20 protein-coding genes are annotated in these 26,677 nt (G+C 31.1%); 6 read left to right on the top strand and 14 right to left on the bottom strand.

Annotation, left to right across the window (positions count from 1 at the left end; translation table 11 throughout):
* The first annotated feature begins 271 nt into the window (after positions 1–271).
* Positions 272–2,080: a hypothetical protein gene (locus AC0L5U_RS16885; RefSeq protein WP_473417624.1), complete on the top strand. Its 1,809-nt coding sequence runs from the start codon at positions 272–274 to the stop codon at positions 2,078–2,080.
* Positions 2,081–2,420: 340 nt separating this feature from the next.
* On the opposite strand, the gene AC0L5U_RS16880 is transcribed toward AC0L5U_RS16885, so the two are convergent.
* The 4 genes from AC0L5U_RS16880 to AC0L5U_RS16865 form a co-directional block, all read right to left on the bottom strand.
* Positions 2,421–5,021, bottom strand: a complete 2,601-nt coding sequence (locus AC0L5U_RS16880) for a TonB-dependent receptor (protein ID WP_473417623.1) — start codon at positions 5,019–5,021, stop codon at positions 2,421–2,423.
* Between the two features lie 127 nt (positions 5,022–5,148).
* A complete protein-coding gene (locus AC0L5U_RS16875; RefSeq protein ID WP_473417622.1) occupies positions 5,149–6,018 on the bottom strand; it encodes a GLPGLI family protein in 870 nt (289 codons plus the stop codon).
* Between the two features lie 151 nt (positions 6,019–6,169).
* Positions 6,170–7,042 (bottom strand): GLPGLI family protein, encoded by an 873-nt coding sequence (locus tag AC0L5U_RS16870; RefSeq protein WP_473417621.1) that lies wholly within the window; start codon positions 7,040–7,042, stop codon positions 6,170–6,172.
* A 65-nt stretch (positions 7,043–7,107) separates the two neighbouring features.
* Positions 7,108–7,929, bottom strand: a complete 822-nt coding sequence (locus AC0L5U_RS16865) for a GLPGLI family protein (RefSeq protein ID WP_473417620.1) — start codon at positions 7,927–7,929, stop codon at positions 7,108–7,110.
* Positions 7,930–8,055: 126 nt separating this feature from the next.
* Between AC0L5U_RS16865 and AC0L5U_RS16860 the strand changes: the two genes are divergently transcribed.
* From AC0L5U_RS16860 to AC0L5U_RS16845, 4 genes are read left to right on the top strand one after another with little or no spacing between them, the layout of a single operon-like run.
* Positions 8,056–9,603 (top strand): sensor histidine kinase, encoded by a 1,548-nt coding sequence (locus tag AC0L5U_RS16860; protein WP_473417618.1) that lies wholly within the window; start codon positions 8,056–8,058, stop codon positions 9,601–9,603.
* Positions 9,596–10,279 (top strand): response regulator transcription factor, encoded by a 684-nt coding sequence (locus AC0L5U_RS16855; protein WP_473417617.1) that lies wholly within the window; start codon positions 9,596–9,598, stop codon positions 10,277–10,279. Before AC0L5U_RS16860 ends, AC0L5U_RS16855 begins: the two co-directional genes overlap by 8 nt.
* A 33-nt stretch (positions 10,280–10,312) precedes the next feature.
* Positions 10,313–11,095 carry a hypothetical protein gene (locus AC0L5U_RS16850; RefSeq protein ID WP_473417616.1) on the top strand — a complete coding sequence of 261 codons (783 nt, stop codon included), beginning with the start codon at positions 10,313–10,315 and terminating at the stop codon, positions 11,093–11,095.
* Positions 11,096–11,099: 4 nt separating this feature from the next.
* Positions 11,100–11,714 (top strand): deoxynucleoside kinase, encoded by a 615-nt coding sequence (locus AC0L5U_RS16845; RefSeq protein ID WP_473417615.1) that lies wholly within the window; start codon positions 11,100–11,102, stop codon positions 11,712–11,714.
* Positions 11,715–11,719: 5 nt separating this feature from the next.
* Here the strand turns inward: AC0L5U_RS16845 and AC0L5U_RS16840 are convergent, their stop codons facing one another.
* The 9 genes from AC0L5U_RS16840 to AC0L5U_RS16800 all read right to left on the bottom strand — a co-directional run bounded on the left by AC0L5U_RS16840 (position 11,720) and on the right by AC0L5U_RS16800 (position 22,559).
* Positions 11,720–13,486 carry a hypothetical protein gene (locus tag AC0L5U_RS16840; RefSeq protein ID WP_473417614.1) on the bottom strand — a complete coding sequence of 589 codons (1,767 nt, stop codon included), beginning with the start codon at positions 13,484–13,486 and terminating at the stop codon, positions 11,720–11,722.
* Positions 13,474–14,679 carry a DUF4249 domain-containing protein gene (locus AC0L5U_RS16835; RefSeq protein WP_473417613.1) on the bottom strand — a complete coding sequence of 402 codons (1,206 nt, stop codon included), beginning with the start codon at positions 14,677–14,679 and terminating at the stop codon, positions 13,474–13,476. Before AC0L5U_RS16835 ends, AC0L5U_RS16840 begins: the two co-directional genes overlap by 13 nt.
* Before the next feature lies 1 nt (position 14,680).
* The gene (locus AC0L5U_RS16830; protein WP_473417612.1) at positions 14,681–16,282 is read right to left on the bottom strand and encodes a TonB-dependent receptor plug domain-containing protein; all 1,602 of its coding nucleotides are present in this window, start codon (positions 16,280–16,282) and stop codon (positions 14,681–14,683) included.
* A gap of 164 nt (positions 16,283–16,446) precedes the next feature.
* Positions 16,447–17,442 carry a carboxypeptidase-like regulatory domain-containing protein gene (locus AC0L5U_RS16825; protein WP_473417611.1) on the bottom strand — a complete coding sequence of 332 codons (996 nt, stop codon included), beginning with the start codon at positions 17,440–17,442 and terminating at the stop codon, positions 16,447–16,449.
* Positions 17,443–17,640: 198 nt separating this feature from the next.
* Positions 17,641–18,198, bottom strand: coding sequence for a hypothetical protein (locus AC0L5U_RS16820; protein WP_473417610.1), 558 nt, complete (start codon positions 18,196–18,198; stop codon positions 17,641–17,643).
* Between the two features lie 242 nt (positions 18,199–18,440).
* Positions 18,441–19,256, bottom strand: coding sequence for an App1 family protein (locus AC0L5U_RS16815; RefSeq protein ID WP_473417609.1), 816 nt, complete (start codon positions 19,254–19,256; stop codon positions 18,441–18,443).
* A 14-nt stretch (positions 19,257–19,270) separates the two neighbouring features.
* Positions 19,271–19,438 (bottom strand): hypothetical protein, encoded by a 168-nt coding sequence (locus AC0L5U_RS16810; RefSeq protein WP_473417608.1) that lies wholly within the window; start codon positions 19,436–19,438, stop codon positions 19,271–19,273.
* 111 nt (positions 19,439–19,549) lie between these two features.
* On the bottom strand, positions 19,550–21,901 hold the full coding sequence (locus tag AC0L5U_RS16805; protein WP_473417607.1) for a sodium-translocating pyrophosphatase: 2,352 nt from the start codon (positions 21,899–21,901) through the stop codon (positions 19,550–19,552).
* Between the two features lie 127 nt (positions 21,902–22,028).
* Entirely contained in the window at positions 22,029–22,559 is a 531-nt protein-coding gene (locus AC0L5U_RS16800) for an inorganic diphosphatase (protein ID WP_473417606.1), read from the bottom strand.
* Between the two features lie 187 nt (positions 22,560–22,746).
* On the opposite strand from AC0L5U_RS16800, the gene AC0L5U_RS16795 reads away from it, so the two are divergent.
* Positions 22,747–23,916, top strand: coding sequence for a cytochrome-c peroxidase (locus AC0L5U_RS16795; RefSeq protein WP_473417605.1), 1,170 nt, complete (start codon positions 22,747–22,749; stop codon positions 23,914–23,916).
* A gap of 153 nt (positions 23,917–24,069) precedes the next feature.
* Here the strand turns inward: AC0L5U_RS16795 and AC0L5U_RS16790 are convergent, their stop codons facing one another.
* Positions 24,070–26,577: a DUF5686 and carboxypeptidase-like regulatory domain-containing protein gene (locus tag AC0L5U_RS16790; RefSeq protein ID WP_473417604.1), complete on the bottom strand. Its 2,508-nt coding sequence runs from the start codon at positions 26,575–26,577 to the stop codon at positions 24,070–24,072.
* Positions 26,578–26,677 lie beyond the last annotated feature (100 nt).

Raw genomic sequence — 26,677 nt, 5'->3', positions numbered from 1 at the left:
GTTTTGTGGTAAAAAAGGTAGGTTTATATTGCTACATCTGATTTTTCATTTAAAAAAACCCTAGTACTTAAACCTGCAATTGTTATTAGATAAAACCGTTAAACAAATCTCCAAATATCTAAAACCATATTTAGATGTTTTGGTAATATTTAAAGTTTTTTTATTTTTTTCAATACAAGGGTAGGAATTTCACAACCTCAACTGTTTTATAAGCATATGACTGCTTTAGCAGTCAACACCCAAATTATTTAACCTACAAATATTAATCATTATGAGATTTAAACTTATTTTACCATTTCTACTATTAGGTATGGTTTTGTCCTGCAACAAAGACAACTTATCTAACGACGACCAAAAAGATGACACATCATCTAATTTTAGTGAAAATTTTGGAGCAGAAATCACTAGATCTTTTCTTGGCAACATTATTGACAAAAATAGTAATCCTATTGAAGGCGTTACCATATCAATTGGCTCAGACCAAGTACAAACCGACGAAAATGGTGTTTTCAATATCAAAGACGCTCAAGTCAACCAGCGTTTTGCGTATGTAAGAGCAGAAAAATCAGGCTACATTCATGGCTCGCGTGCATTAGTCCCAACCAACGGTATAAATAAAGTAAGTATTATGCTTTTAGAAGAAACCGTAGCTGGCACTACAGCAAGTGGAACAGAAAAAACCATTGCAATAGCTAATGGTGCTTCTGTAAGTTTAAAAGGAGATTATATTAAAGAAGATGGCACACCTTATTCAGGCGACTTAGATGTTATTGTTCATCATTTAGACCCCACAGATGCCAATGTAGCATTACAAATGCCTGGAATGTTGTATGCCGAAAATGAAGCTAATGAAGAGCGCATGCTGCAAACTTTAGGTATGTTAGCAGTAGAACTAAGAGGAACTGCTGGTGAAGATTTAAATTTAGCAGAAAACAGTTCGGCAGAACTAAAAATACCCGTTGATGCCAACTTATTATCTACTGCACCAAGTTCCATTCCACTTTGGTATTTTGATGAAGATAAAGGCTATTGGATTGAACAAGGACAAGCAACCTTAGTTGGTAACAATTACATAGGAACAGTAACACATTTTTCGTTTTGGAATTGCGATATTCCAGCCGAAGCAGTAAACCTTTGTGTTACTGTAATTAATGAAGATGATACTGCTTTTGCAAATACCAGAGTTACTATTACAAGTAACACCTATGGCTCACGAGGTGGTTACACCAATGAACTTGGAGAAGTATGCGGATTAATTCCTAGTGGAGAAACATTAGAAATTAATGTTTACGATTTTGCAATTTGTGGTTCAAACGTAATTTACACAGCAACAATAGGGCCTTATAATGTTGATGATAGCATTACTGTTGTAATTCAAGAATCTTCCAATATTATTCAAGAAACTGTATTAGGTACTTTTGCTGATTGTAATGAAAACCCAATTACAAATGGTTATGTAGTATTAACTTATGGCGACCAAACATTCTACGACACAGTAACCGATGGTGTTTTTGAAATTAATTTGTTAAGATGTTCTTCATCTGATAGTTTTTCAATTGAAGCAATAGATACAGATAACTTACAAACCACAGGAGCTATAAACTATACATTTAATGCAGCTGAAACTAATTTAGGAAATCTACAATCTTGTAATACAGTAACAGAATTTATTCAATATAACATTGATGGTGAAACTGGAGAAAATATATTTATAGCCACAAACATTCAAGCTACATTTGGTGATGATGATAGTGGTACAAATGGAAATAGCAATAGTTTAAACATTTCAGCGCAAAGAGAAGTGGGAGGCAATAATAAATGTTTCTACTTATTTGGAACTTTAAATGATGCCCCACACACAGGCACTTATGACAACTTAGACTTTCAGGATGTAAATGACACAGGTATATTTATAGCCGAATGTATTAGCATGTCTGACAACAATAACAACATTACTTATAACGTAACTGCTCTAGGAAATGTTGGCAAATATATTGATATTAATTTTGCTGGGAACTATGAAGATCGTAATGGTAACCCGCATACCATTACAGGTGTAATTCATGTACTGAGAGATTAAGTTAAAACCTTAAATATACTTTTTAAAAAAGGCCACTTTATAGTGGTCTTTTTTGTTTGATTGTAACTTGATTTTATGAAATTTTTAACTATACAAAAACTGAATTTTAGAAAGAACAGGCGCTACTCACATTACAACAACTTGAAAACGAGATTTAAGTAGTAAAAAAGAAGGGATTGTAAAAGCTAGCGAGATCTAAAGTCTCATGGTTTAACTTATTCTTCTCTTATATTCTTTCTGATTAATACTTAAATTTATTAAATGTAATCTTAAGTAGTTTAACATCAGATATAAAACATTAAAACGATTTCACATCAGCGAAATATTAAACGAATCGCTCCTAAATCTCATACCTCAACCTAAACGTCAAAAAACGAGGTTGAATAAAATATTCCGAAGCAAATACCGATACATTATTATTGCCGTTTTGGATTTGTGAAGTTGTATTTAAAAGGTTGGTTGCTTTTATCTGATATTCAAACTTTGAATCTTTGTCTTTTCTGTAAGATAACGATGCGTCCCATATTTCAAACTCTTGTGGTGAACCATTTGGATTACTTTGTCTGTTATAAGAATAGCTGGTTAAAAATGTTAACGATTTCCAGATATAAGCATCAAATGAAATAGAAGGTGCGTTTGTTGTAAACTTGGTGCTTCTACCGCCTTGTGTATTTTCATTTACTGCATAACGATATGCAATTTTAAAGTTTGGTGCTTCTCTAAAATTAGAACGTAACTCTGGTGTGTATGTTTGACTGAAACTCTCATTAATAGAACGATCTCCTTGAATAAACTGATTAAACTTACTATAATTAAATCTAGTATTTAAACCTGCTCTAAGCTTTCCAAAGGTACGTTGCACTCTCCCGAAGGCACTCACACTTTCATCTGCAAATCCTGAATTAAAGAAATTATTTGTTCTTACAACACTTTCAAAATTTGACAAGGAACGTATTTGATCTATAGCATTACTATAGGTTACTGAAGCAAACACATTGGTATAATTAAACATGTTAAAACTTCTGTAGAACAAGCTAATGTTATTGGTTAATGCGTTCTGCAATTCTGGATTTCCTATCTGGATGCTGTTAAAGTTATTTAATACGATACCACTCGCTAAATTAGTAACATCAGTAAACTGGTTGCGCATATTGTATCGCAATGTTAAGCTTTCACTCTTTTTAAATTGGATACGTGTTAAAAAATCTGGAAGCACTAAAAAGAAATTATCTTGATATTCTTGTCCAAACTGATCGTTACCATTACTGTAAGCATGGGCAGAAATCCCGGGTGTAAACGTAAATATTCCGGCTTTTAAAGTATAGTGTGCACCTAAATAAATATCGCTAAAATTATATTGCGTATCGTTTGTATCTCTGCCATCATTAAATATTGGTGTTGGGTCGAAATTAGAATTATCATCTAAAGTTTGAAACATGTTAGAGTTAAAATCTTGACGGCTTACAATAGTTCCTAATGTGAAATTGATATTACTTTTAGAATTTAGAATATTCCAATAATCTAATTTAGCTTCTAACTGATTTGATTTTACACGTCTGTCTTGGTTGATATTATATCCTATTTGATTTGGATCTAAACCTAAATTATCTCCAATTGTTTGATAACTAGCTTTATCTTCTAAAATCGCATTGTAAAACGGATCTTCATCTTGCAATAAATGTTGCGCTTCAAAAGAAAAAATATTGTCTTCATTTAATGTATAATAATAATTAAAATTCTGACTTATACTATATGGCGTATTTTCTTCTAACTGAGTGGTATTTCCTAGAACTGATGATAATAAACTTCTGTCTTGAGACTCTTTAGTAATGCGTCCTAAAATATCATAATCTATTTGATTATTAACGTTTGGCTTATAAACCGCACTCATTTTAAGCAATCCAATATCTGAACGTTGTCGTGTCATTTGATCAGTATCTTCATCAGGAATACCTAAATTTGGGTTGGTATATTGTACTGAGTTTTTTTGACGTAAATCTACACGGCTACTATTAAAAATACCAAAACCACTTAAATCTAAAGCCTTATTGGGCGAATAACTAAAGTTACTTGCTGCCAATTTATTTTCTATATCCTGTGCTCTGTTATTTTGCGTTGCCAAAAAGCCTAGATTATTATTTCCCAAACTTAAATTGGTGCCACTATCTCGCCCTGGAGATCTAAAACCGCCGCCAAAACCTTGTAAATCTCTTCGGTTTAAAGCAGGTTCTCCTGTATTATTTAAATCACCAATAAGATTAATACTGTATTTAGGGCTGTAATAAAACAGCTTAGGTTGCGCAATGTAAAGTTCGTTTTCTGTTGAAGCACCTCCTCCAACGGTAACATTTCCAAACCAAAAATTCTTTTTACCTTCTTTAAGTTTTATGTTTATGGCATAATTATCTTGATTATTGGTTACGCCACTTAACTGACTCACTTCAGAATAATTTTTTAAAACTTGAACTTTATCTACAGCATTTGAAGGGATATTTTTGGTTGCCAGTTTTGTATCGCCATCGAAGAAGTCTTTACCATCTACCATAAGTTTAGTAACACGTTGCCCCTCAACTTCAATTTGACCTTCATCGTTAACCTCAACTCCAGGTAACTTTTCAAGAATATCTTCGAGTTTTCGTTCTGTGCCATTTTTAAAAGAATCTGCATTGTAAATTAAAGTATCTCCCTTTATGGTCACAGGCATTTCGTAAGTCAACTCTACAGCATCTAGAGCATTATCTGCTGCCATTGTAATATCTTTATCGATATTATTACTAGTAGTTTCAATGAGTTCTTCATAGGTTTTCATACCAATATAGCTCACCTGAAGTTTGTATTTGGAATTTTTACCTAAAGACAAGATATATTTACCCTTATCGTTTGTAATGCCGTAAGATTCTAAAGCACTTGTTTCTTGATTTATAGCTACAACATTTGCCAATTCAAGAGGATTGCCTATGCTATCTTTTACGATACCTTGCAGTTTTATTTGAGAAAACCCAAAGGGTTACCATCAAGGTGAAAATTATGGTTAGTTTTAATTTCATCTGGTTTTGGTTAGTTTAATATTATCGTCTTCCGCCGCCGCCTTGCCTACCACCTCTTCTTCTGAAATTTTCTCTCATCTCTTGCATTTTTTTTACAGCAGTTTCTACATATTCTTCTTTAGTAATTTCTTTTCCTTTTGAAGGTTTTTTTATCACGAATTTTTCACTTGGATTCAGTACAATTTTAGAACATAATATGGTAGTTTTATCAGTACTAACTTCTAAAATCAACCCGGGAAGCCCCCAATAGTCTCCTGGACCTTGATTTACTGGAATTTGCATGGTGTACCAAGCCACTACTTCAACATCTTTAGGTTTCTCATCTTCTACTTTTGGTTTTTCTCCAGATTCATCTTCATTAGTGTTTGGCGGTCTTCTAAGGCTTGTCATATCAAAGTCTTCCCACGTTTTAATTGCCGTTGCTTTAAAGCAAGTGTAAGCACCAATTTGTTTTGTCTCTCCAGTAATTTTCCATTCCAATTTTGGCAAATCGCCTGTTATTAAAAACAGTTTTCCAAAAAGCTCATGTTCACTTAACGATTGTTTTGTTTGAACATTTTTATATTTCACTCCATCAATAGCACCAGACATAATAGCACCAAACCTTCCACTTCCTTGACCTTGTGATGGGCCTTCAAGTTGTTCTTCAATTTTAAAAATAGATTCAGCCCTGTTAAACGTTAGTATATATTTTTTTTCAAACATACTTTTTAAACGTTCTGCCATTCGCTTCTTTTGATCTTCAGTCATATCTGGACGGCCAAAATTGTTCATATCAGCGTCTGTTTTAGAAATGTAATATGCTTTACCTTGGAAATCTTGTGCTGTGATTGAAATTGAAACTAAAAAAACTAGAACTAAAAGTGTGCGTTTTGAAATGGCTATATTCATGATACGAGTTTTAAATTTAAAGCTTTAGCAATATATGCAATTATAGAACATAAATTTTGCTTTAAAAAGACACCATTAAGACCATTGTTTAAACAATTAGTTTAACCTTGTTTTATTAAATAAATGTTAAAATTATATGGTATCGAAAAGGCTACCTACTGTATCTTCTTCCAACTCTATTTTCTCTAAATTCTTTCATTTTTTTGAAAATAATTTCTTGATATTCATTTCTAGTAACTTCTTCTCCTTTATCTGGAGCTTTTATTTTAGTTTTTTCTTCTGGATTCATCACAATTTTAGAACAGAGTATTGTTGTACTACCAATGTTAAGTTCTAAAATTAGTCCTGGAAGCCCCCAAAACTCAGAAGGTCCTTGACTTACTGGCACCTGAGCTGTATACCATGCTGTAATTTCAGTCATTGGAATTTCTTCATATTCATTTGGCTCATTTTTTTCGCTAGACATCTCTTCTATTTCTTTCTTATCATCATCACTTTCTTTAGATTCATTTCTCAATTTACTCCAAGAAAACTCCCAAAAAGAAAGTTGAGAAGAAGGCAATAAACAAGTGGCTTTAAAACACAAATAATTACCTATTTGTTTTGTTTCAGAATCCATTTTCCAATTTAAAACTAGTAAACCATCTTTAATTAAAAATCGTTTTCCATAAAACTCTTGGTCTTGTTTAAAAACTTTAGTTTTAACATTTTTATATTGCTCGCCTGGTGTAAAATTTTTGCCCCAAGAATCTGTTGCTCCAGACAAAGCATCTAATTTTTCGTATTCTTTATACACCGATTCTTCTTTACTGAAAGTCAAAATATAGGTTTTTTCTAATCTATTTTTTAATCGTGCAGCTACTTGCTTTTTTTGTTGTTCACTCATTTTAGCTCCCCATCTACCCAAATTCATTTGTGCTTTATAAACATATTCTGCTTTTCCTTGAAAGTCTTGTCCATTTATGGAACTAACTGAAAATAATACGAGACAAAAAATTAATATTTTAATAATGGAAACTTTCATGATGTATAGATACGTTAATAATTATGTTTAACAAATATACGTAATTATTAAACAAAATATTGTGTTTAGCCTCCAACTCGCATTATTACCCTCTCGCCACTTGCGCTACCACTTCTTCTTGCTCTAAACTGCTCCATCATTTCTTCAGATTTCTTTTCCTGAATTTTATCAAATTCATCTTGGGTAACCTCTTTTCCTTTTTTTGGTTCTTCAATTTCAATAGCTTCATCAGGATTTATTACAATTTTTGTACAAACCAAAGTCAGTTGCCCATCGTTCACCTCTAAAATCAACCCTGGAAGCCCATAATAATCTTGAGGCCCATTGCTAATGGGTATTTGTGGCGTATACCAAACAGTTGTGGTTCTTGGCTTAGTTACTGTTGTGAATTCGCCCTGTTCATTAATACTACGAGTCGTGTATTCTTCTTTAAAAACAGCTTTATAGCATGTGTACTCCCCTATGTTTTTGGTTTCGTTTATCAATTCCCATGTTCTATTTACTAAGGAATCTTTTATTAAAAACTGTTTTCCATAAATTTCTGTTTTATCAGTATATCTATGCTCTTTTACGTTTTTATACATGATGTCATTCCCTTGAACCACCTTAATGTTAAATCCAGATTTTACAGGATTTGGCGCCTCTAACTTCTCTTCTTTCTTATAAACAGATTCATACTTACTAAACTTAAGTGTGTACTCTTGTTGAAACTGTTTACGTAATTGTTCTTGTATCATTTTCTGCTTATCAGAACTCATTTTATCACTAAGTTTTAAATCTACTTTTCTATGAGATTTATACGTTGCAATACCTTGAAATTCCTGTGCTTTAACAGTAGTTATAACTGAAAGCGCTACGATAATGATTGATATTTGTTTGATTTTCATAACTGTTTCGTTATTTGATTATTGATGACACAAATTACAGAAGTAAAGATTAAATTTTCAGTTAACTAGTGTTAACGTGTGTTAACCAATTTGGTTTCTTAAAGCATTTCCTTTTACTTTTGAAGTATGAACGATAAAAGACACCAATATATACTTTACATTATAGCTGCTGTAATAGTTGCAACTATTGGTATACAAGCCTATTGGAATTACAAAAACTATATTACTAATAAGCAACAATTAATTAACGATGTGCAGTATAGTTTAGATAAATCTGTAGATGATTACTATGCAAATTTAGCTCAAAAGACAACATTAGGCTTAAATTTTGATGGAGATACACAAAAAATAAGTTTAAAAAAAGGAGTACTTGAAAAATTTTCAGAATCTGTTGACAAGAATAATAAATCATTTAAAGAGTTAGATTCGCTCTCTCTAAATTTAATTGATGGTATTACAGTGATTAAAGGGTTAAAATCAGATTCTTTTTTAATAAAAGAAGAAAAGCATAAATTTCCTTTTTGGTTAAAAGATTCAATTACACATGAAAAAAGACTGCACGTCATTAAGACTGATAGTGATAGCCTAAATAAAAATTTAGAATTATTAACATCTAAAATTTTTATATCTATTGCTAATGACACACTCGATATTAATAAAATTGACAGTTTATTAATTGCCAATTTAATGCTTAAAAATTTAGATTTAAATTATAAATTGGATTACAAAAAGCCTAACAAAAGGTTTTCTAGTTTTTTCAAAAAAGACGATCAAAAAGTTAAAACTAAAGTTGATACAATTCAAAATAATAAACTTTTAAACATCACTTCAAAATCGACATTCTTACCAAAAGGCAGCATATTATCACTTCATTTTGAAAATGTAAATTGGGTAGCTTTTAAAAAAGGGCTTACAGCAATTTTAATATCCATAGTTTTAATACTGGCAGTAATAAGCTGTTTATTCTTCCTCCTAAAAATTATTAAAAACCAAAAACAATTAGCAGAAGTGAAAAATGATTTGATTAGTAATATTACACATGAATTTAAAACACCGATTGCTACCATTGGGGTTGCTCTAGAGAGTATCAATAATTTTAATGTTATTGATGATAAAGAGAAAACCAAGAAATACGTAGACATATCTACAACCCAACTATCAAAATTAAATTTGATGGTTGAAAAACTTCTAGAGACTGCTACTTTAGATAGTGAATCTTTAGAATTCAATAAAGAATCCCTTAATGTGCCACTTTTGTTAGATACTTTGGTAAACCGATATAAAATTCAACATCTAGAAAAAACTTTTAAAACTGATTTTTGTGATAACCAAATTACTATTAATGCCGACCCTTTTCATTTTGAAAATGCACTTAATAATATTCTTGATAACGCTGTTAAGTATGGCGGTAATGAAATTTCTATTTACTTGAATACATCAGTTAAAACCATAGAAATACAAATTTATGATAATGGGAATACTTTAAAAAACGAGAGCAGAAATAGAATTTTCGAAAAGTTTTATCGTGTCCCAAAAGGGAATACCCACGATATAAAAGGTTACGGAATTGGTTTATATTACACTAAAACAATAATTGACAAACATGGAGGTTCTATTGCGCTTGATTTAAATAATAATTTAACTTCTTTTAAAATTTTGTTACCCAATGACTAAAAAGGTAAAAATCTTATTAGCAGAAGACGAACCTGCACTAGGACATATTATAAAGGAAAGTTTAGAAACTCGTGATTTTGAGATTATTTTATGTGAGGATGGAGAAATGGCTTTAAAAAATTATCTTGTTGTAAATCCCGAATTATTGGTATTAGACGTTATGATGCCAAAAAAAGATGGATTTACTTTAGCAAAAGAAATTCGTGAAATTGATAATGCTATACCTATTATATTTCTTACTGCTAAATCTCAAACTCAAGATGTAGTTGAAGGTTTTACTATTGGCGGTAATGATTACTTAAAAAAGCCTTTTAGCATGGAAGAATTAATCGTGAGGATTAACAATCTTCTGAACAGAACAAAAGAGCAAAAACAATCAGATATTATTCAATTTAGTGCTTACACCTTCAATTTCCCTAAACAAACATTACAGTTTAAAGATGAAGATATCGTGCAATTAACTCATAGAGAAGCGCATCTTTTATTTCATCTTATAAAAAACAAGAATGAATTACTAAACAGATCATTAATCTTGAATAAGCTTTGGGGCAATGACGATTTTTTCAATGCGAGAAGCATGGATGTATTTATCACTAAACTCAGAAAAAAACTCAAAAAAGACAGTAATATTGAAATTATAAATGTTCGTGGTTACGGTTATAAGTTAATTTGCTAAAAGTGGTTTGATTTTTGTACTTTTCAAACTACAATGAGAATCCTTAATTATTTATTTTTCTTTCTAATTTTTTCAATAGGCGCTCAAGAATCTATTGAAATTGCGCCTGTAAAAAAAACAGTATTTAAAGCAGATACCATTGTTGGTATCGATAATTTTGGTACTATTTTTTATACCAAATCAAATACTATTTACAAGAAAAACAAAAGCGAAACTATTAGTTATAACAATTTACAATTAGGAGAACTCACTACGGCAAATAGCTTTAATCCTTTAAAAATTAACTTATTTTACCAAGAACTAAATACTGCAATTATTCTCGATAATCGTTTAGCTGAAATATTTAAAATAGATTTCAGCTCAATAAATAATTACAAAAATGCATCTCATATTTCAACAGGATATGATAACACTATATGGCTTTTTAATCAAGATACACAGCTTCTAGAAGTATTTGATTATAAAACTAGAACTACAAAAGCACAAACCTTAAAACCAATTGACAGTCCTATCCTAGATTTAAAAAGCAACTACAATTATTGTTATTTATTAACCAAAGACGAGTTACTTATTTATAATTACTTTGGAAGTGCTGTGAAAAAATTAAAAAACGATGATTACATCAAATTGGTTGAAAATAATGAATCTATATATCTACAAAAAGCCAACAGTTTATTTTTCTTAGGAAAAGATTCTAAAAAAGTAATTCCGATAAAAACTGATAATATTTTAATAGAACAGTTTTTTGTAATCAACGAAACCTTGTATATTTACAACGATGAAACTCTCCAAGAATTCCAAATAAAAATCAATTAAAACTATGCATATTGCTGTTGCCGGAAACATTGGCGCTGGAAAAACAACGCTTACAAAATTACTTGCAAAACATTATAAATGGGAAGCGCAGCTTGAAGATGTGGTAGACAATCCATATTTGGATGATTTTTACAATCAAATGGAACGATGGAGTTTCAATTTGCAAGTTTACTTTTTAAACAGTCGTTTTCGTCAAGTTTTACAGATTCGTGAAAGCGGAAAAGATATTATTCAAGACAGAACCATTTATGAAGATGCCCATATTTTTGCACCTAACTTACATGCCATGGGGCTCATGACAAATAGAGATTTTGAAAACTATCGCTCTTTATTCGATTTAATGGAATCTTTGGTACAAGGACCAGATTTATTAATATACTTGCGTAGTTCTATTCCTAACCTAGTATCTCAAATCCATAAACGTGGAAGAGATTACGAAAACTCTATTAGTATAGATTATTTAAGTAGATTAAACGAACGCTACGAAGCTTGGATTCATGGTTATAAGAAGGGGAAATTACTGATAATTGATGTTGATAATTTAAACTTTGTTGATAAACCAGAAGATCTTGGAGAAGTAATCAATACTATTGACGCTGAAATTAATGGACTATTTTAGGTTAATCAATTATTATTCACCTCAAAATACCCTTTAGAGTTTACATAGTTTCCATTAATAGTATAGCCCTCAAGCACCATTTCGTAAAGACCTTCTACATCCGAAGTATAAAACTCTAGTGACTTTAGGTTAGATTTTAATGTTATATCTGGTTTCCAGAGTAACTGGTGTCTATAATCTGGAATTCTATTAAGTCCTTCTGTTTTATTATCATAATCTGGATGATAGTACTTCTTATTTTCCTGAGGAACGTTAAGTTCAAAATAACTCAACCCTTCTTCTGAACTAGAAGACAAATAGAAATCTCCATTTTTTGTTTTAAAATCAACAATACCATTAAATATACTTGGTCCATAAAAATGTATTCCTTTAACAAAACTAATCTTATCAATTTTATAAGGACTAAAGTCTATGATTTTATGGTTATCTTGAAGCAACACTCCATCTACAAGTATTAAAGGCTCAAAGCTACCAAAAGGGTTAGTATATAAATCCTCTTGAGAATAAACTTTAAACATATAGTTTCCTTTATTTTCTCTTACTCCAACACCTTCAACTACTTCAACAAAAGTCTCTCTTAAACTTGAAAACCTCTTATAATCATCTAATTTGTAAGTCATTGTTGGTTCTCCATAAAAAGGAACAACTGGATTTCTATAAATTATACTATCTAATTTTGATGAGTTATAGGCATTTTCAATCTGATTAGAAATACTTTTACTAACTAACCAATCTTTTATATGCTCCTTTAAATATATATTTTTGAATTTTAGATCGTCAAAATATTCAAATGATTTATCATCTAAGATAATTTTAAAATCTTCTTTATTGGCATCTAGAACTTGTAATACACCTTTAGAATTATCATAATTTTCGTAAAGATTGAAATAAAAGCGTCCATATTCATCAGTAATTACATTTTTGTACACATAGTTTTTACTTGGAATTGACAATGCTACAATTTTATTTCCTACAACAGAATCCTTTTGTTTTGAAACCACATGCCCAGATAGAATTTCCCCTCTAAGCTCTGGCAAATAAAACTTGTTATTCACCTTTGCAATATTTAATACATTATTCTGTTTTGCTTCCACTTCTACATCACTTAATTTTCTAACGGATAAAGCATAATTACCATAGGCTGAAACTCCCAATAAGTTATTTATTTCCATTGTAACTTTACTTCTTGACTTGTATAACTCAGAATCTGATTTTAATATTATACTTTGAGATTCCTCTTTAATCGATTCTCTGTTTTCATTATTCTTAATTTTAACAATTGCCAAATTATTTTCCTCAGAACCATTACTCTTTAAATTTGGACTTTCAACATAAGGATTTACTATATACACATCTTTTTGAAAAAATGGATTTTCTGGATTATTCTTCATCCATTGTGTGTATCCTACTAGCTTATAACTACCTGTTTTTACGTTTGCAGGTATAAAAAAATGTCCGTTTGACAATCCTTTTGACAACTTAAGCTTATGCCTAAACAGACTGTTTTTTTCTTCACCTATAAGTTCAACATAAGCAATTTTACTTATATTACTAGGGATGTTTGTTTTTTCAAACAAACAGAATAGGTTATAAAATATAGTTTCTCCTGTAAGTAATAGATTTGTATTTAAATGAAGTTCAACTTTTTCGTTAGGAATTATGCTCTTCATTTTATTTTGGACATCTTCCTGCACCTGACCAATTGCCACATCAAAAAACAAACAACAAATAATAACAGGTATGTATGCTAAATATCTCATTAATCTTCCCAAAATTCCGGTTTTATACTTGATGAAAATGAGCTACAATTTCCACATTCTGGTCGAACAATTGAATATTCATTTTCTTCTTCACTACCCAAAAATTTGAAGCCCTTATTCACTAAAGACTCATATAATCTCAACCTTTCGTTAGTTGGTGGCCCTGTAACTTCTGTGTTAAATTTTATAATTTCACAAGTAAAAAAATATGGTGGTATTTCAAGTCCAAAATCGTCATAATTAAAGAAAATTCTTTTCGAATTTGTTGAAGAAACATCAAAAAAACCTAGAATTTTCTCATCAGTATTTTGACTTGAATTAATATTTCCACGCACAAAACCTGGTTGATTATCAATAAGTAAGCTTTCATCTGAACTCAAATCCTTCAATACTTTATAGAAATTATTAGCATCGGGCGATTGGACATATTGTTTCACTAAAATGCTATAGCGATCTCTCAAACGGTCATCATCAGCAGCAATAAAACGAACCGGGAATTTAGACACTCTTTGTTCTGTTAGACCATTTGTATTGGTTAATATAATTTCATTTGAATTATTATATGAATAACACACTCTTTCGCTTTCAGGTCTTGTTACTTCCTCTAAATCGTAGCTAATAGAGTCTGTCTCAGCATTTTTAACGTTTATTGGAATTAAATCTAAAGGATAAAACAACTTAGGTATTATTTGATAAGCCTCCTCATATTCGTATCTAAAATAATTTGCCTCACCCAAATTATCATTAGAATCAACAAAAACTTGAACTCCGATTTTACCTCCAGATGTAATTAATTCGGCATAAAGGTTCTCGATTTCTGCTTTTGGAGCTAATAATTCCTCATTCGAGATGTACTCTTTCCCACCTGGTGTTGTAATTAATAATTTATAAGTCACACCCTGTTCTGCTTTAAATTCATTAACAGAATTATAAATCCCTGAACCAGTACCGATAAAATTGTATATGTTATTATTACTATCCTCAACTTTTACATTTGCGCTATTTACAAAAACAGGACTTCCTTCTTCTAATGCAAATGTACGGGTAAGTTTAATTTGTTGAGTTTTCAATTCATCAGTAATTGTAGCCTCAACAACCAAAACATCTTCAAACGATTCTGTAACCAATGGAAACTCTTCGGTACAGCCTAAGTTTACCAATAAAATTAGCAGAGAAACAGTTTTATATAACGTTTTAAAATTCATTTTAAAATTTAAAATTATATGTTATTGTTGGCACAGGAATAGCAAATATTGAAGACTTGTAGCCTTTAATTTGTCCTTGTTCGTTCACGAAAAATACAGAAAAAGGATTATTTCTTCCCAAAACATTATACACCGAAATATTCCAAAAACTATGGGCAAGTTTAACATTTTTATGATTCCCTTCAATATTAAGCCCTAAATCCAACCTGTAATAATCAGGTATTCTAAATTTATTCCTATCGCTATATAATACTTGTTCGGCACCATTATATATATACTTACCAACAGGATATGTGATTGGCCTACCACTTTGATAATTGAAATTCATAGAGAAACTATAACGTTTTGTCAATCTGAAATTTGATATTAAACTAACATCATGTGGTCTATCTTGATTGGCGGCAAAATAATCCCCGTTATTTACTCTCTCGGTCAAAAACTGACTATCGAGTTTCACAAAAGTTCTAGAATATGAGTAAGCAAGCCAGCCATTAAACCTACCTTGTTTCTTTTTTAATAAAAATTCTACCCCATAAGCTTTTCCATCGCCTTGGAGAAGTTCAGTTTCTATATTTTGATTAAGCAATAACTCTGCACCTACTTTAAAATCTAATAGGTTTTTCATTTTTTTGTAATAACCCTCAACACTCATTTCATACAAACCATCATCAAAATTTTTGAAAATCCCCAATGATATTTGTTGCGCTCGTTGTGGCTCAATGTTTAAATCTGATAATTTCCATGAATCTATTGGAGAGGCTGTTGTATTTGAAGATAACAAGTGAGAATATTGAATGGTTTTATTGTAACCTGCTTTTATAGAAGTGGTAGGTGATAAAAAATATCTTGCAGAAAGCCTAAGCTCTGGACCTCCATATGTTTTTATAAACTTATTATTACCATATTGTTTCGTTTCAATAACCGACTCTGAATTTACAGGTGCATTTGACGCATAAATATTTTGAGTTCCAGGTCCTAAAGCCATGTATACAGAATATCTAAAACCTAAGTCTATAAGGAGTTTTTTATTTACTTCATACAAATCAGAAATGAATATTGCTGACTCTAGTCCTTTTTCCCTATCAACGCTTTTGCGTTCTATTATAGATTCTCCTCCTAAAGGATTTATATCTCCTGGGTTTATGGCATACAATTTACTACTTAATCCATAAGTGAATTTGTGTTTTTTACTATGTAAATATTTGGCTTTTAGTTTTAGTTGAGTTTCGTTGATACTATATCCAAAATCAAAATTTCTATTAAAAATGCCATCATAAAGAATATTGAATTTATATTGACTTGTTGCTAATTGTACGGTAGTTCTATTTTTCTCGTTTATGGTATGATTCCATTTTACAGAAGCCAATTTGTTACTGTATCTAAAAATAGAATCTGAAGTGATACTAAACTCGTCATTACTAAAATATGCTGTTGCTTGTATTGAATTATTGATGTCAATTTTATGATTATATTTTACTACAGCATCATAAAAAGAAGCTTTGCTGTTTTTTATAGATTCTTCGGAAATAGACTTTAAAACCCAATCAGAATATGTAGCTCTTCCACCAATTAATACACCAGATTTACCTTTCTCTAACGGCACCTCAACCATTAAATTTCCCGTTACAGGTCCAATATTGCCTTCACCTGAAAACTCTTTTACGTTTACTTCTTTAGTTGAAATATCTATAACGGATGATAATCTTCCTCCAAATTCTGAGGGGATACTTCCTTTATAAATATTAACACTTCCTGTTGCAAACGGATTTATTGCTGAAAATATTCCGAAAAATGCGAAGGATTATAAATTACTGCATCATCAAAAAGAATTAAGTTTTGGTCTACTTTTCCGCCCCTAACATTATATCCTAAGGCACCCTCACCAGCTGTTTTTACTCCTGGCATTGTAGTAGCAACTTTTAAAATATCTCTTTCACCTAAAACTAACGGAATGTTTTTAACACCTTGAACATCAATTTTGGTAACACCAACTTCTACACTTTTGATGTTTTCATCTTTATCAGATTGAATGACAACCTCTTCGAGTTCTTCAACATCTTCTTCTAATTCAAAGTTCAAAACCCCTTCTCCATAAATTACTATTTGCTTTTCATACTTCCCATATGCAATTGAAGCAATTTCTAAAACATGAAACCCTTTTGGCACATTAAGAGTGAAATATCCCAAATTATTGGTTAGAGTGTTTATGCTTGTACCTTTAATGTAGACATCTAAATTATCTATCGGCTTTTTTGTTTTACCGTCAATAATACGGCCTGATAATTTAAATACTTTTTTTGTTGAGTTTTTGTTTTCTTTACCAACATAGTAAACCTTTTCTTTGCTAAATTTAGCAGCACTCACATACTCTTTTTGTAATACTGGGGCTTTTATATCAAGTTGTTCTTGTTCTGAGTCTTGATCTACATCAGAATTAAAAAAGTTAGATGGCAGGGTATTTCTTATTGCATTGTTCTTGGTTAGAATAATTTTATTTTCAAGAATAAAGTAATTAATTGGTGTTTCAACTAAAATTTCATCCAGAATAAACTTGATATCTGCATCCTGAAATGATTTTGAAATCAAAGATTTTCTAAACCACTTTTCATCAAAATAAAATTGATAATTAGAAGCTTCCTCTAATTGCAGCAAAGCATCTATTATGGTAACTTCATCAAAAGAAATGGATATTTTCTTATTAGACTGAGCTATCAGAAATTGTGAAAATAAAATGAATGTGCATATAGTTTTAAATACCTTCATTCCTAATGATTCAGTTTTTTACTGTTTTTAAATTTATTTCATCTAAATATGTAAACAGATTTATAAAAAACTGCTCTTTATTGTTTTTTCGTAACACAGGATTTTTTCTATAAAAAAATCTAATCTCTTTTTGATAAGAAGGAAAGCTATTTAAAATATCCCCTTTTGACGTTATTCTAAAAAATTCATTATTGTGTTTTACAAAATAAAACTGACTTTCATTAAATACGTAGCGCTCTTTTTTTCGCTTAAATCTTGCTTTTTACCTTTTCTATATTTAATAAACACCGAAAAAACCTTACCATTAAAACCTTCCTTAAAAAACCCATTTCTATAATGAGAATTTAAAACTGAATTATTCTGTAATCTCACAAACTTATCTCCTAGTATTTCAAATTCATCTATTAATGCAGAGTTAAGGCTCAAATAATTCACTTTTATATTTACAAATTCTAAGACCACCAAATCACGAAGCAAATCGTATTTCATTTCTAAATTATAGTACGGTTGTCCATCATAAACTATATAACCTTTCACAAAGTTGTAACTTCTATAAAACTTGTTGTTTGTTTTTGCTTTTGTTAAAAGTTCAGGAAACCCATCGATGTACTCTGAACCATTAAATATGTCTCGATTTTCATAGGTAATAAACGCATCAAAAAAGTTATAATATGCTTCAGCCTGAGATTTGCTTTGAGAAAAGCTTAAATGTGTTGAAGTGAATAAAAGAAGTGGTAAAAATATATAATACTTCATTCTGAAAATCAAATTGATACTAAATTTAATAGAATTACTTAAATAACAATAGAAGAAAACATTATTTAACATAAAAAATATAACTTATTCGTTCTAGAAAATAAATTTCTGTAGTTACTACAGACATCTTTAACGTAATGCTTCATTTTTTGACATGCAGAAATGAATGAGTTCAAATCAGCTAAACTTCTTGTCTTATATAAATAGAAACATACTTATTATTATTAATTTAAATTAAAACCTTAAGTTATAAAACCATTAGTCTTTGCATGCTCAATAGCTTTCTCACTACTTTCAACTAAAAGTACAGGTGTAGTTTTATAATTTTTATAAAGCTCTTTAACGCGAAGCATCTTTTTTTTGTGTTTTACACTTCTTAGATAAATGACTAAAATTCTGTCGGGGTATTCTTCAGCAATTTCCATATAAATATCTGGGTCATGCTCACCACTATCTCCAATTAAAATAAATTTTAAGTCGGGATAAGTTTTTAATAAATTAAGAATTTCTCGTTGTTTTTCAGGCCTTTGATTTTTAACTTTTTTCTTGAACGGACTTGGAAAACTCCTTAAAATTATTGGTCCTTTTGGAAAGTTATTTTTCTTTAAAAAGAACTCTAAATAACGGTATAAATTCCAAGGGCTATGGCTTACATAAAATATTGGGTTTGCTTCCTTTCCTGTTTTACCTCGATGTAATAAATGATAAAACTCTGGCGCATCTTCTAAAGGTAAGCGCTTACCCGCCGAAGTTAATAATGTATTAATAAGTACCCGCCATTTTAAAGTAGACGTTAAACCTGTATGCAAAATGGTATCATCAATATCGCTAATAACTCCAAAAGATGCGTTTTTTGAAGGCAAAAGCATTTCTCCATGAAATCTATTATCAGATTTAATGACTCGTTTTAATTGTTCTTCTCGGTATGAGAACTCTAAATTTATCCAACCTTCCTCATTAGCATATTCACTAATATCATTAACAACTTCATCTAGTTTAAAATAACCATCATTATCTGTTTTAGTATAGAAAAATTTATCATTACCCATCTTTATCATGAGTTCTGTATTTTTTATTTCATCAGTTTCAAAACGTTTCCAAGCGTTAAATAATAAATTAAAAACTCCTTTTTTTCTAAATCTATATTTTCATCTTCCAAAGCTCTTCCTCTTGAATATATGCGACAAGAAGTTCCATAGGTTTGAAATACTATTATTTGAAGCGGATCTTTTTTAAACATTCATTTTAAATTCATCATATAAAGATAAAAGAAAAGCCACGTAAAACGTGGCTTTAATGCAATCAAAATTAGTTTGTTTAGTTTAGTTTTTATTCTATAAATTATGATGCATTAGTATTTTTTTACTGCTTTAACTTTAGCTTCAACCTCTGCTTTAGTTCCAGTAATGGTTTCATAAGTTGTAGACTCTTTACCATTTTCAGTAGTTACTGTTGTTACAACAGCTTTCACAATACCTTCTTCATTAGTTTCAGTTAGTTTTACTTCAACTTGTTGTTGAATTTCAACTTGTTCGATTGCATCATTACTATTACCTTCAATATAAGCAGTTACAGTATCAGAAGATAAAGCAATACTTGGCGCAATTACCAATGCCACAACACTCATTAACTTTAATAATATATTTAAAGAAGGCCCAGAAGTATCCTTAAAAGGATCTCCTACTGTATCACCAACAACTGCGGCTTTATGAGCTTCAGTACCTTTTCTACCTTGCTCTTCGATAGTTTTTTTAGCATTATCCCATGCTCCACCTGCATTAGATTGAAAGATTGCCATAAGCACACCACAGGTTGTTACACCTGCTAATAAGCCTCCTAACATTTCAGCTCCGCCAACAAATCCAACAGCAACAGGAACCGCAATTGCCAATAAACCTGGCAATACCATTTCTTTAATAGATGCTTTGGTAGAAATAGCAACACATTTATCATATTCTGCAACACCATCAGCAGCATCAAAAATAGCACGTTGCTCTTTAGTTGCTTTTGTCATATCAGAATCTACAGCTCGCATTACCTCTAACGCAGCTTTTAATTTAGGAATATCTCTAAATTGGCGACGTACTTCTTCAATCATTGCCATTGCTGCTCTACCTACAGCATTCATAGACAATGCCGAAAACACAAATGGTAACATACCTCCAACTAATAAACCAGCCATGATTTTAGGCTGAGATACATCAATAGCAGTAACATTAGCTGTTTTCATAAACGCCGCAAACAAAGCTAAGGCAGTTAATGCTGCAGAAGCAATTGCAAATCCTTTTCCAACAGCAGCAGTTGTATTACCAACGGCATCTAATTTATCTGTACGTTCTCTAACTTCACTTGGTAATTCTGCCATTTCAGCAATCCCACCAGCATTATCACAAATTGGCCCATAAGCATCAACAGCTAATTGGATCCCTGTGTTAGCTAACATTCCAACTGCTGCAATAGCAATACCATATAAACCTGCATAATGATGCGACACGATAATAGCTGCTGCAATTAAAATAATTGGAATAGCTGTACTCATCATACCAACACCTAATCCAGCAATAATGTTTGTAGCAGACCCTGTTTCAGATTGCGCTACAATTGAGTTTACTGGTTTTTTTCCAGTCGCTGTATAATACTCTGTTATTTTACCAACCGCTAAACCAGCAACTAAACCAGCAATTACAGCTATAAAAACACCTAAAGACCCATTTGGTAATCCAGTTGTTCCTGCTAACATAATATCAATTATGAAGTAAGACGCAACTACCATTAGTCCTGCAGAACCAAATTCTCCAATATTTAAGGCCGTTTGTGGGTTTCCTCCATCTTTTACTTTAACAAAAAAGGTTCCTAATATTGACATTAAGATACCAACTGCTGCCAAAACCAATGGCAAATAAACAGCACCAAGACCATCAAATTCAGGAGTTATAATAAAAGCACCCAACACCATAGTACCAATAATTGAACCTACATAAGATTCAAATAAATCAGCTCCCATACCAGCAACATCTCCAACATTATCTCCAACGTTATCTGCAATTGTAGCAGGGTTTAATGGGTGATCTTCTGGAATACCAGCTTCAACCTTACCAACTAAATCGGCTCCAACATCGGCAGCTTTGGTATATATACCACCACCAACACGTGCAAATAATGCAATAGAAGATGCTCCTAATGAAAAACCAGAAAGTACATTTAACACTAAAGTTAAATTATCTGCTCCAGGCCACATACCTTGATAAATCATAAATAAACCACTAAGACCTAATACTCCAAGACCAACAACACCTAAGCCCATAACAGCACCTCCTGCAAACGCAACTTCTAATGCCCTACCTAAAGATGTTCTAGCAGCTTGTGTAGTTCTTACATTTGCTTTAGTTGCCACTTTCATACCTATAAATCCTGCTAATGCAGAACATATAGCTCCTATTATAAATGACAAAGCCACCATACCACTTGATCCAGCTTCTGAGGCACCTTTGAAATATAATAAGACTGCTACCGCAGCCACAAAAATTGCTAATACTTTGTATTCAGCTTTTAAAAATGACATAGCTCCTTCAGCAATATTCTTAGCTATCCGTGACATTTTTTCATCACCAACATCTTGCTTACCTACCCAAGCACTTTTAATAAATACAAACGCTAAGGCTACAACACCAAAAAGCGGTAAAAATTTCACTATTAATTCCATATTCTTTAATTAGTTAGTTATGTTACTATTTTTTTAACGGGGCTAAAAATAGGAAAATTAAAGTGATAAAAAAAGCCACCTTTAATTAAAGATGACTCAGTTTTTGTAGCGATAAATTATTAATCTTTCAATTAGATGGTAAATGTTCTTTTTTCTTGTGCTCGCTTTCATCATAACGTTTTACGCATTCATGATATATTTTGATAGCAGCTTCAGCATTTCCCCAACCTCCTGTATCTACTTTTTTCTTCTCTAAATCTTTATAAACTTGAAAAAAGTGTTCAATTTCTTTAAGTCTGTGAGGGTTTAAATCAGAAATATCTTTTCTTTTACTCCATATAGGATCTGAAACTGGTACACATATAATTTTTTCATCAGGGCCTTTTTCATCTGTCATGTAAAAAACACCTATTGGTCTTACTTCCATAACCACCATAGGAAAAGTTGGTTCAGTCCCTAATACCAATACATCTAATGGATCTTGATCTAGAGCTAATGTTTCAGGTATAAATCCATAATCACCCGGATACATCATTGATGAAAACAACATACGGTCAAATCTAATTTTGTGCAATGTAAAATCGTATTCGTATTTATTTCTACTACCCTTAGGTATTTCTATTAGCACATCAAATGTTACTGCTTTTTGCTTCGTCATAATTCTTAAAATTTGAGATGCAAAAATACTGAACCTATGCTCAGAAAGCAATAAAACAAGCTCCTTAAAAAAAGGTTTATCAATTTCTTAATATTACCTATTAATTTAATAAGATATTCTAAAAAATGATAACTTTACAGCCATTGATATTCAATATTAATAATCAAAAACAAATAATTTCTCAAAATTGAAAAAATCAATTTATTTAATATGGTTTTGTTTCTCTATAATCTGGTCTTGTTCAAATAAAAAACATAAGCATACAATTACTGATAACCTTACAATAAAACAGACTAGCGCATTACCTCTTCATGTAAAACACCCTAAAAACAACGCATCAACTAAAGAAAAAATTGAATTAGGGAGATTACTATTTTTCGATCCCATTCTTTCTGGAGATAAAGATGTTGCTTGCGCTACATGTCATCATCCTAAAAATGGTTACGCCGAATTTAGAGACATCTCTATTGGTGTTAACGGACGTGGTTTTGCAAGCAAACGTGTATTTAACAAACCTAATATTATTCCTTTTGTAAAACGAAATGCGCATACTATTTTAAATACTGCTTTTAATGGAATAGACACCCTTAATCAATACAATCCGGATAAAGCACCAATGTTTTGGGATTCCAGAGTTAACGGTCTGGAAGCACAAGCTATAGAACCCATAAAAGCTCTTGAAGAAATGCGAGGCTCTCATTTTTTAGATTCTACTATTTTAAAAAAAGTAGTTTTAAGACTAAAAGCTATTCCTGAATATCAAGATTTATTTAAAATTGCTTTTGAACATGAAAACTCCATCACAATTGAAAATATTGCAAAAGCTATTGCAAATTTTGAAAGAACTCTAATTGCCAACAATTCCACTTTTGACAAATATATGAGAGGAGATTCTACAGCTATTTCATTAGCTGAAAAAGAGGGTTTTAAATTCTTTAAAAAGGTTGGCTGCATTAATTGTCACAATGGACCTATGTTTTCAGATTACAAAATGCATATTTTGAGTGTTCCTGAAAATGAAAAATTAGATTTCATAGATGATGGTTTTAAACAACAATTTAGCTTCAGAACACCAACCTTAAGAAATTTAAGATTTACTGCACCTTACATGCATAACGGGACTTTACCTACTCTTGAAAAAGTTCTAGAATTTTATGAAGATTTAAGTTTCAAAAGAACTCGAAATCCTAATGTATCCGTTTCATCTATTGATACATTAGCCCAAAATTTAAAATTAAGTGTAAAAGAAATGAAACCTATTATTTCTTTTTTGAATACTTTAAATGATGATAAATTTGATAGAAGTGTTCCTAAAAAAGTTCCGAGTGGATTACAGGTAGGTGGTAATATCGATTAAAATACTATTATAAAAAACAAAAAAATCTTTTAAAATAATTTTAATAGAACTTGATGGCAATATTAAACTCGGAAAAAGCAAATCTTACTCTTCTTAAAGATTTATTTAATGTAATTGATATTATGCCGATGAGACGTGCTGAAATAAAGCAAATTAAAAATAAAACCCGAAACTTCCAGTAACTCCAAATTTTCTAGCCTCTGGATATAATATCTTATCTTTATAATTACCCCGGAAATTAAAATCTATTCTAAATACTTTAAAAATATTACCTATACCCAAACTGTATTCATAATAAGGCTCTTGAGATGGCGCCACCAATTTAAGATTAGCAGGATTACTTGGCACGTTGTTTAAAGCAATGTTTCCATTTGAAATATCTCCAATAACACCTCGCACACTAATAATTTCGCGCAGGTTTAATTTTCGTAAAAACGGTACTCTTGAAAAGAAACGTCCGTTAAAATTATGTTCAAAATGAAAAGAGGCATAGGAATCAGAGACGAACTCGTAAAAATCTAATTGAGAAAATGTATTGTAAATTGAAAAATAGGTTTGGTTTCCTGGGATTACATTTAAAAGTCCCAGAGGCACTTCTCCATAAGTTTTCCCTAACTCTATAGATGTAACCAATCTACCAAAACCTCCTAATTGCCAAGGTTGTAAATAAGACAACTGTACTTTGGTATAATCAAAATCACTATCTAGAATACCTTTATCACCTCTACTTATCTGGGCAAACAAACGTGCAAAATTATCGTTTGCTGTTCTGCGTTCTACACCAAAACCTGTCATTTTTCGTTTAGGAAAAAAAGCTGCTGAAAATGTAGTTTCATATTGTTTAATCTCAGATGCTATTCCCGTAGGTGTGTTATAATCTAAACTAAACGTAGGCGAAGCCGATTCTAAAGTACGGTAGTTGCCGCCTAATCGTAAAATTAAATTTCTAAAAGGTTCAGCTTGTACAGTAAAACTTGTAAGATTAAGAGATGTTAACTTATCATTAGCACCTGTATTAACTACAGACGATGAAGCTAAACTTCTTCCTAAAACATCGGTTGAAGTCGTTAAACTTGCTCCCATTTGCTCTACATCTCGCCTATTTCCTCCCGAAATTATGAGTCTGCTCTTTTTATCAAGCAACCATTTTCCAGAAATCCCATATTTAAACTTATCATCTCTAAAACCATAAGCTAAAAAACCTTCCAGCCTCCAAAGATCATTTCTACCAAAATAGGTGCGACCACCAGTTCTTAAACGCAAGCCTTCAACATCATTAAAGCCAAAGGTTGAAAATATAGGGCCATAGTCTAATGGCAAGGAATTAAATTCTATATATCCAGAAGCTAAAATGCTTCCCAGATTATACAATCGTTTAAATTTCTTAACTGTTTTTAGGGTGTCTAACATTTTATAAACCCCTTTTTCATCTTTATTTAAACTCTCAAGTCGGTTTTCCTCCCAAAAGGCATCATCTCTAGCATAAATATCCTTATCATAATTGTAAACCTCTCGATCATAAAACTTTTTATCCTTCGGGATATCAAATTTATAATTATCATATAAGGTGGTACGCTTTCCATAAACACCCCGTGATTTTTCCTTTTTATTAAATGCAAAATCACTCATCATATAATCCCGTTTTACGAGAAATAGAGAATCGTTTAAAACTTCAAACTCTTGTTCTATATAGATATCTTTAACCCAGTTGATGTTTGCACTTTTGGAAGCTTGAAGGTTAATTTCTTTTATAGCATAAGTGGTATCTGCAACCCAGAAATCACCTTTAAAAGTCAGTTCGTTTTTTCGCCTTGGATAATAAATAATATTATAGCACCATTTATTATCTATAAAACTACTATCTGCCAACACATAATTATATGTACTAATTCCTGTTCTTGATAGCGGACTAACGAAACTTTTATCAAAAAACTTTAGATAATTATCATACACACTAAAATCTGCATACAAGTCGCCAACAAAATCTATAATTACTTGATTATCACTAAAACCAGAATTTTTATTTCCCTTTAAGTCAACTTTTTCTTTATTAATGGTATTATCCCCATAAATTTTTGAAACTGCTTCGTTAATAAAAATTGGTAAATAGGTTTTTCCTGTAACACGGGAAGTATCTACTTCATCAAAAACAAATTCCATTCCCCTAAACAGCTTACTTTTTATAAGCGCACTATCAATAGTATTGATATCAAACTCTACTTTTTCGTATTTATCGTATTCGTATTGTTTGAATTGCTTCAGACCATTTTCTCGTTTATTCTCCCAAATTTTTCTAAGTATATCTATTGCAGGATTATTTTTTTTAGATTGTTTTCCTGAAACTATAACTACAGCATCAAGTTCTGCAGTTTCTTCTTTTAAAACAAATTTTAAATTATAGTTTACCTTTTTTTCTAACTGAACTTTTAATGTTTCGTAACCAATGAATGATATTGTAAGCGCATTCCAAGTTTCATCAGATTCTAAATAAAACTTACCGTTTTCATCTGTAATCGTTCCTTCTGAAGAACCCGAAAACAAAACATTTGCAAACGAAACTGGTACATTAGAGGCATCAAGCACATAACCGCTCACTTTAGTTTGTGCTATTGCAACAGCAGCATTAAGTAGGAATAAGATAAAAAGGAGCTTAATTTTCATTTAAAAAACTTTAATTCTCTTTTATAAAGACAAATTGTATTTGTCTTGGTTGCATCAAATACAAAAAATAATTTAGGACTATCTTATAAATAATAAAACT

This window comes from Jejuia sp. G7-7, assembly GCF_055808955.1.
Note: the sequence above shows the minus strand (reverse complement) of the source record. Positions and strands in the feature narration are given on the sequence as shown.

Coding starts and splice junctions, on each gene's coding strand:
- AC0L5U_RS16805 (WP_473417607.1), bottom strand. CDS start 21,901: ATGGAATTAATAGTGAAATTTTTACCGCTTTTTGGTGTTGTAGCCTTA.
- AC0L5U_RS16845 (WP_473417615.1), top strand. CDS start 11,100: ATGCATATTGCTGTTGCCGGAAACATTGGCGCTGGAAAAACAACGCTT.
- AC0L5U_RS16885 (WP_473417624.1), top strand. CDS start 272: ATGAGATTTAAACTTATTTTACCATTTCTACTATTAGGTATGGTTTTG.
- AC0L5U_RS16820 (WP_473417610.1), bottom strand. CDS start 18,198: ATGAAGTATTATATATTTTTACCACTTCTTTTATTCACTTCAACACAT.
- AC0L5U_RS16800 (WP_473417606.1), bottom strand. CDS start 22,559: ATGACGAAGCAAAAAGCAGTAACATTTGATGTGCTAATAGAAATACCT.
- AC0L5U_RS16870 (WP_473417621.1), bottom strand. CDS start 7,042: ATGAAAGTTTCCATTATTAAAATATTAATTTTTTGTCTCGTATTATTT.
- AC0L5U_RS16810 (WP_473417608.1), bottom strand. CDS start 19,438: ATGTTTAAAAAAGATCCGCTTCAAATAATAGTATTTCAAACCTATGGA.
- AC0L5U_RS16860 (WP_473417618.1), top strand. CDS start 8,056: ATGAACGATAAAAGACACCAATATATACTTTACATTATAGCTGCTGTA.
- AC0L5U_RS16855 (WP_473417617.1), top strand. CDS start 9,596: ATGACTAAAAAGGTAAAAATCTTATTAGCAGAAGACGAACCTGCACTA.
- AC0L5U_RS16835 (WP_473417613.1), bottom strand. CDS start 14,679: ATGAATTTTAAAACGTTATATAAAACTGTTTCTCTGCTAATTTTATTG.
- AC0L5U_RS16825 (WP_473417611.1), bottom strand. CDS start 17,442: ATGAAGGTATTTAAAACTATATGCACATTCATTTTATTTTCACAATTT.
- AC0L5U_RS16815 (WP_473417609.1), bottom strand. CDS start 19,256: ATGATAAAGATGGGTAATGATAAATTTTTCTATACTAAAACAGATAAT.
- AC0L5U_RS16865 (WP_473417620.1), bottom strand. CDS start 7,929: ATGAAAATCAAACAAATATCAATCATTATCGTAGCGCTTTCAGTTATA.
- AC0L5U_RS16790 (WP_473417604.1), bottom strand. CDS start 26,577: ATGAAAATTAAGCTCCTTTTTATCTTATTCCTACTTAATGCTGCTGTT.
- AC0L5U_RS16850 (WP_473417616.1), top strand. CDS start 10,313: ATGAGAATCCTTAATTATTTATTTTTCTTTCTAATTTTTTCAATAGGC.
- AC0L5U_RS16875 (WP_473417622.1), bottom strand. CDS start 6,018: ATGAATATAGCCATTTCAAAACGCACACTTTTAGTTCTAGTTTTTTTA.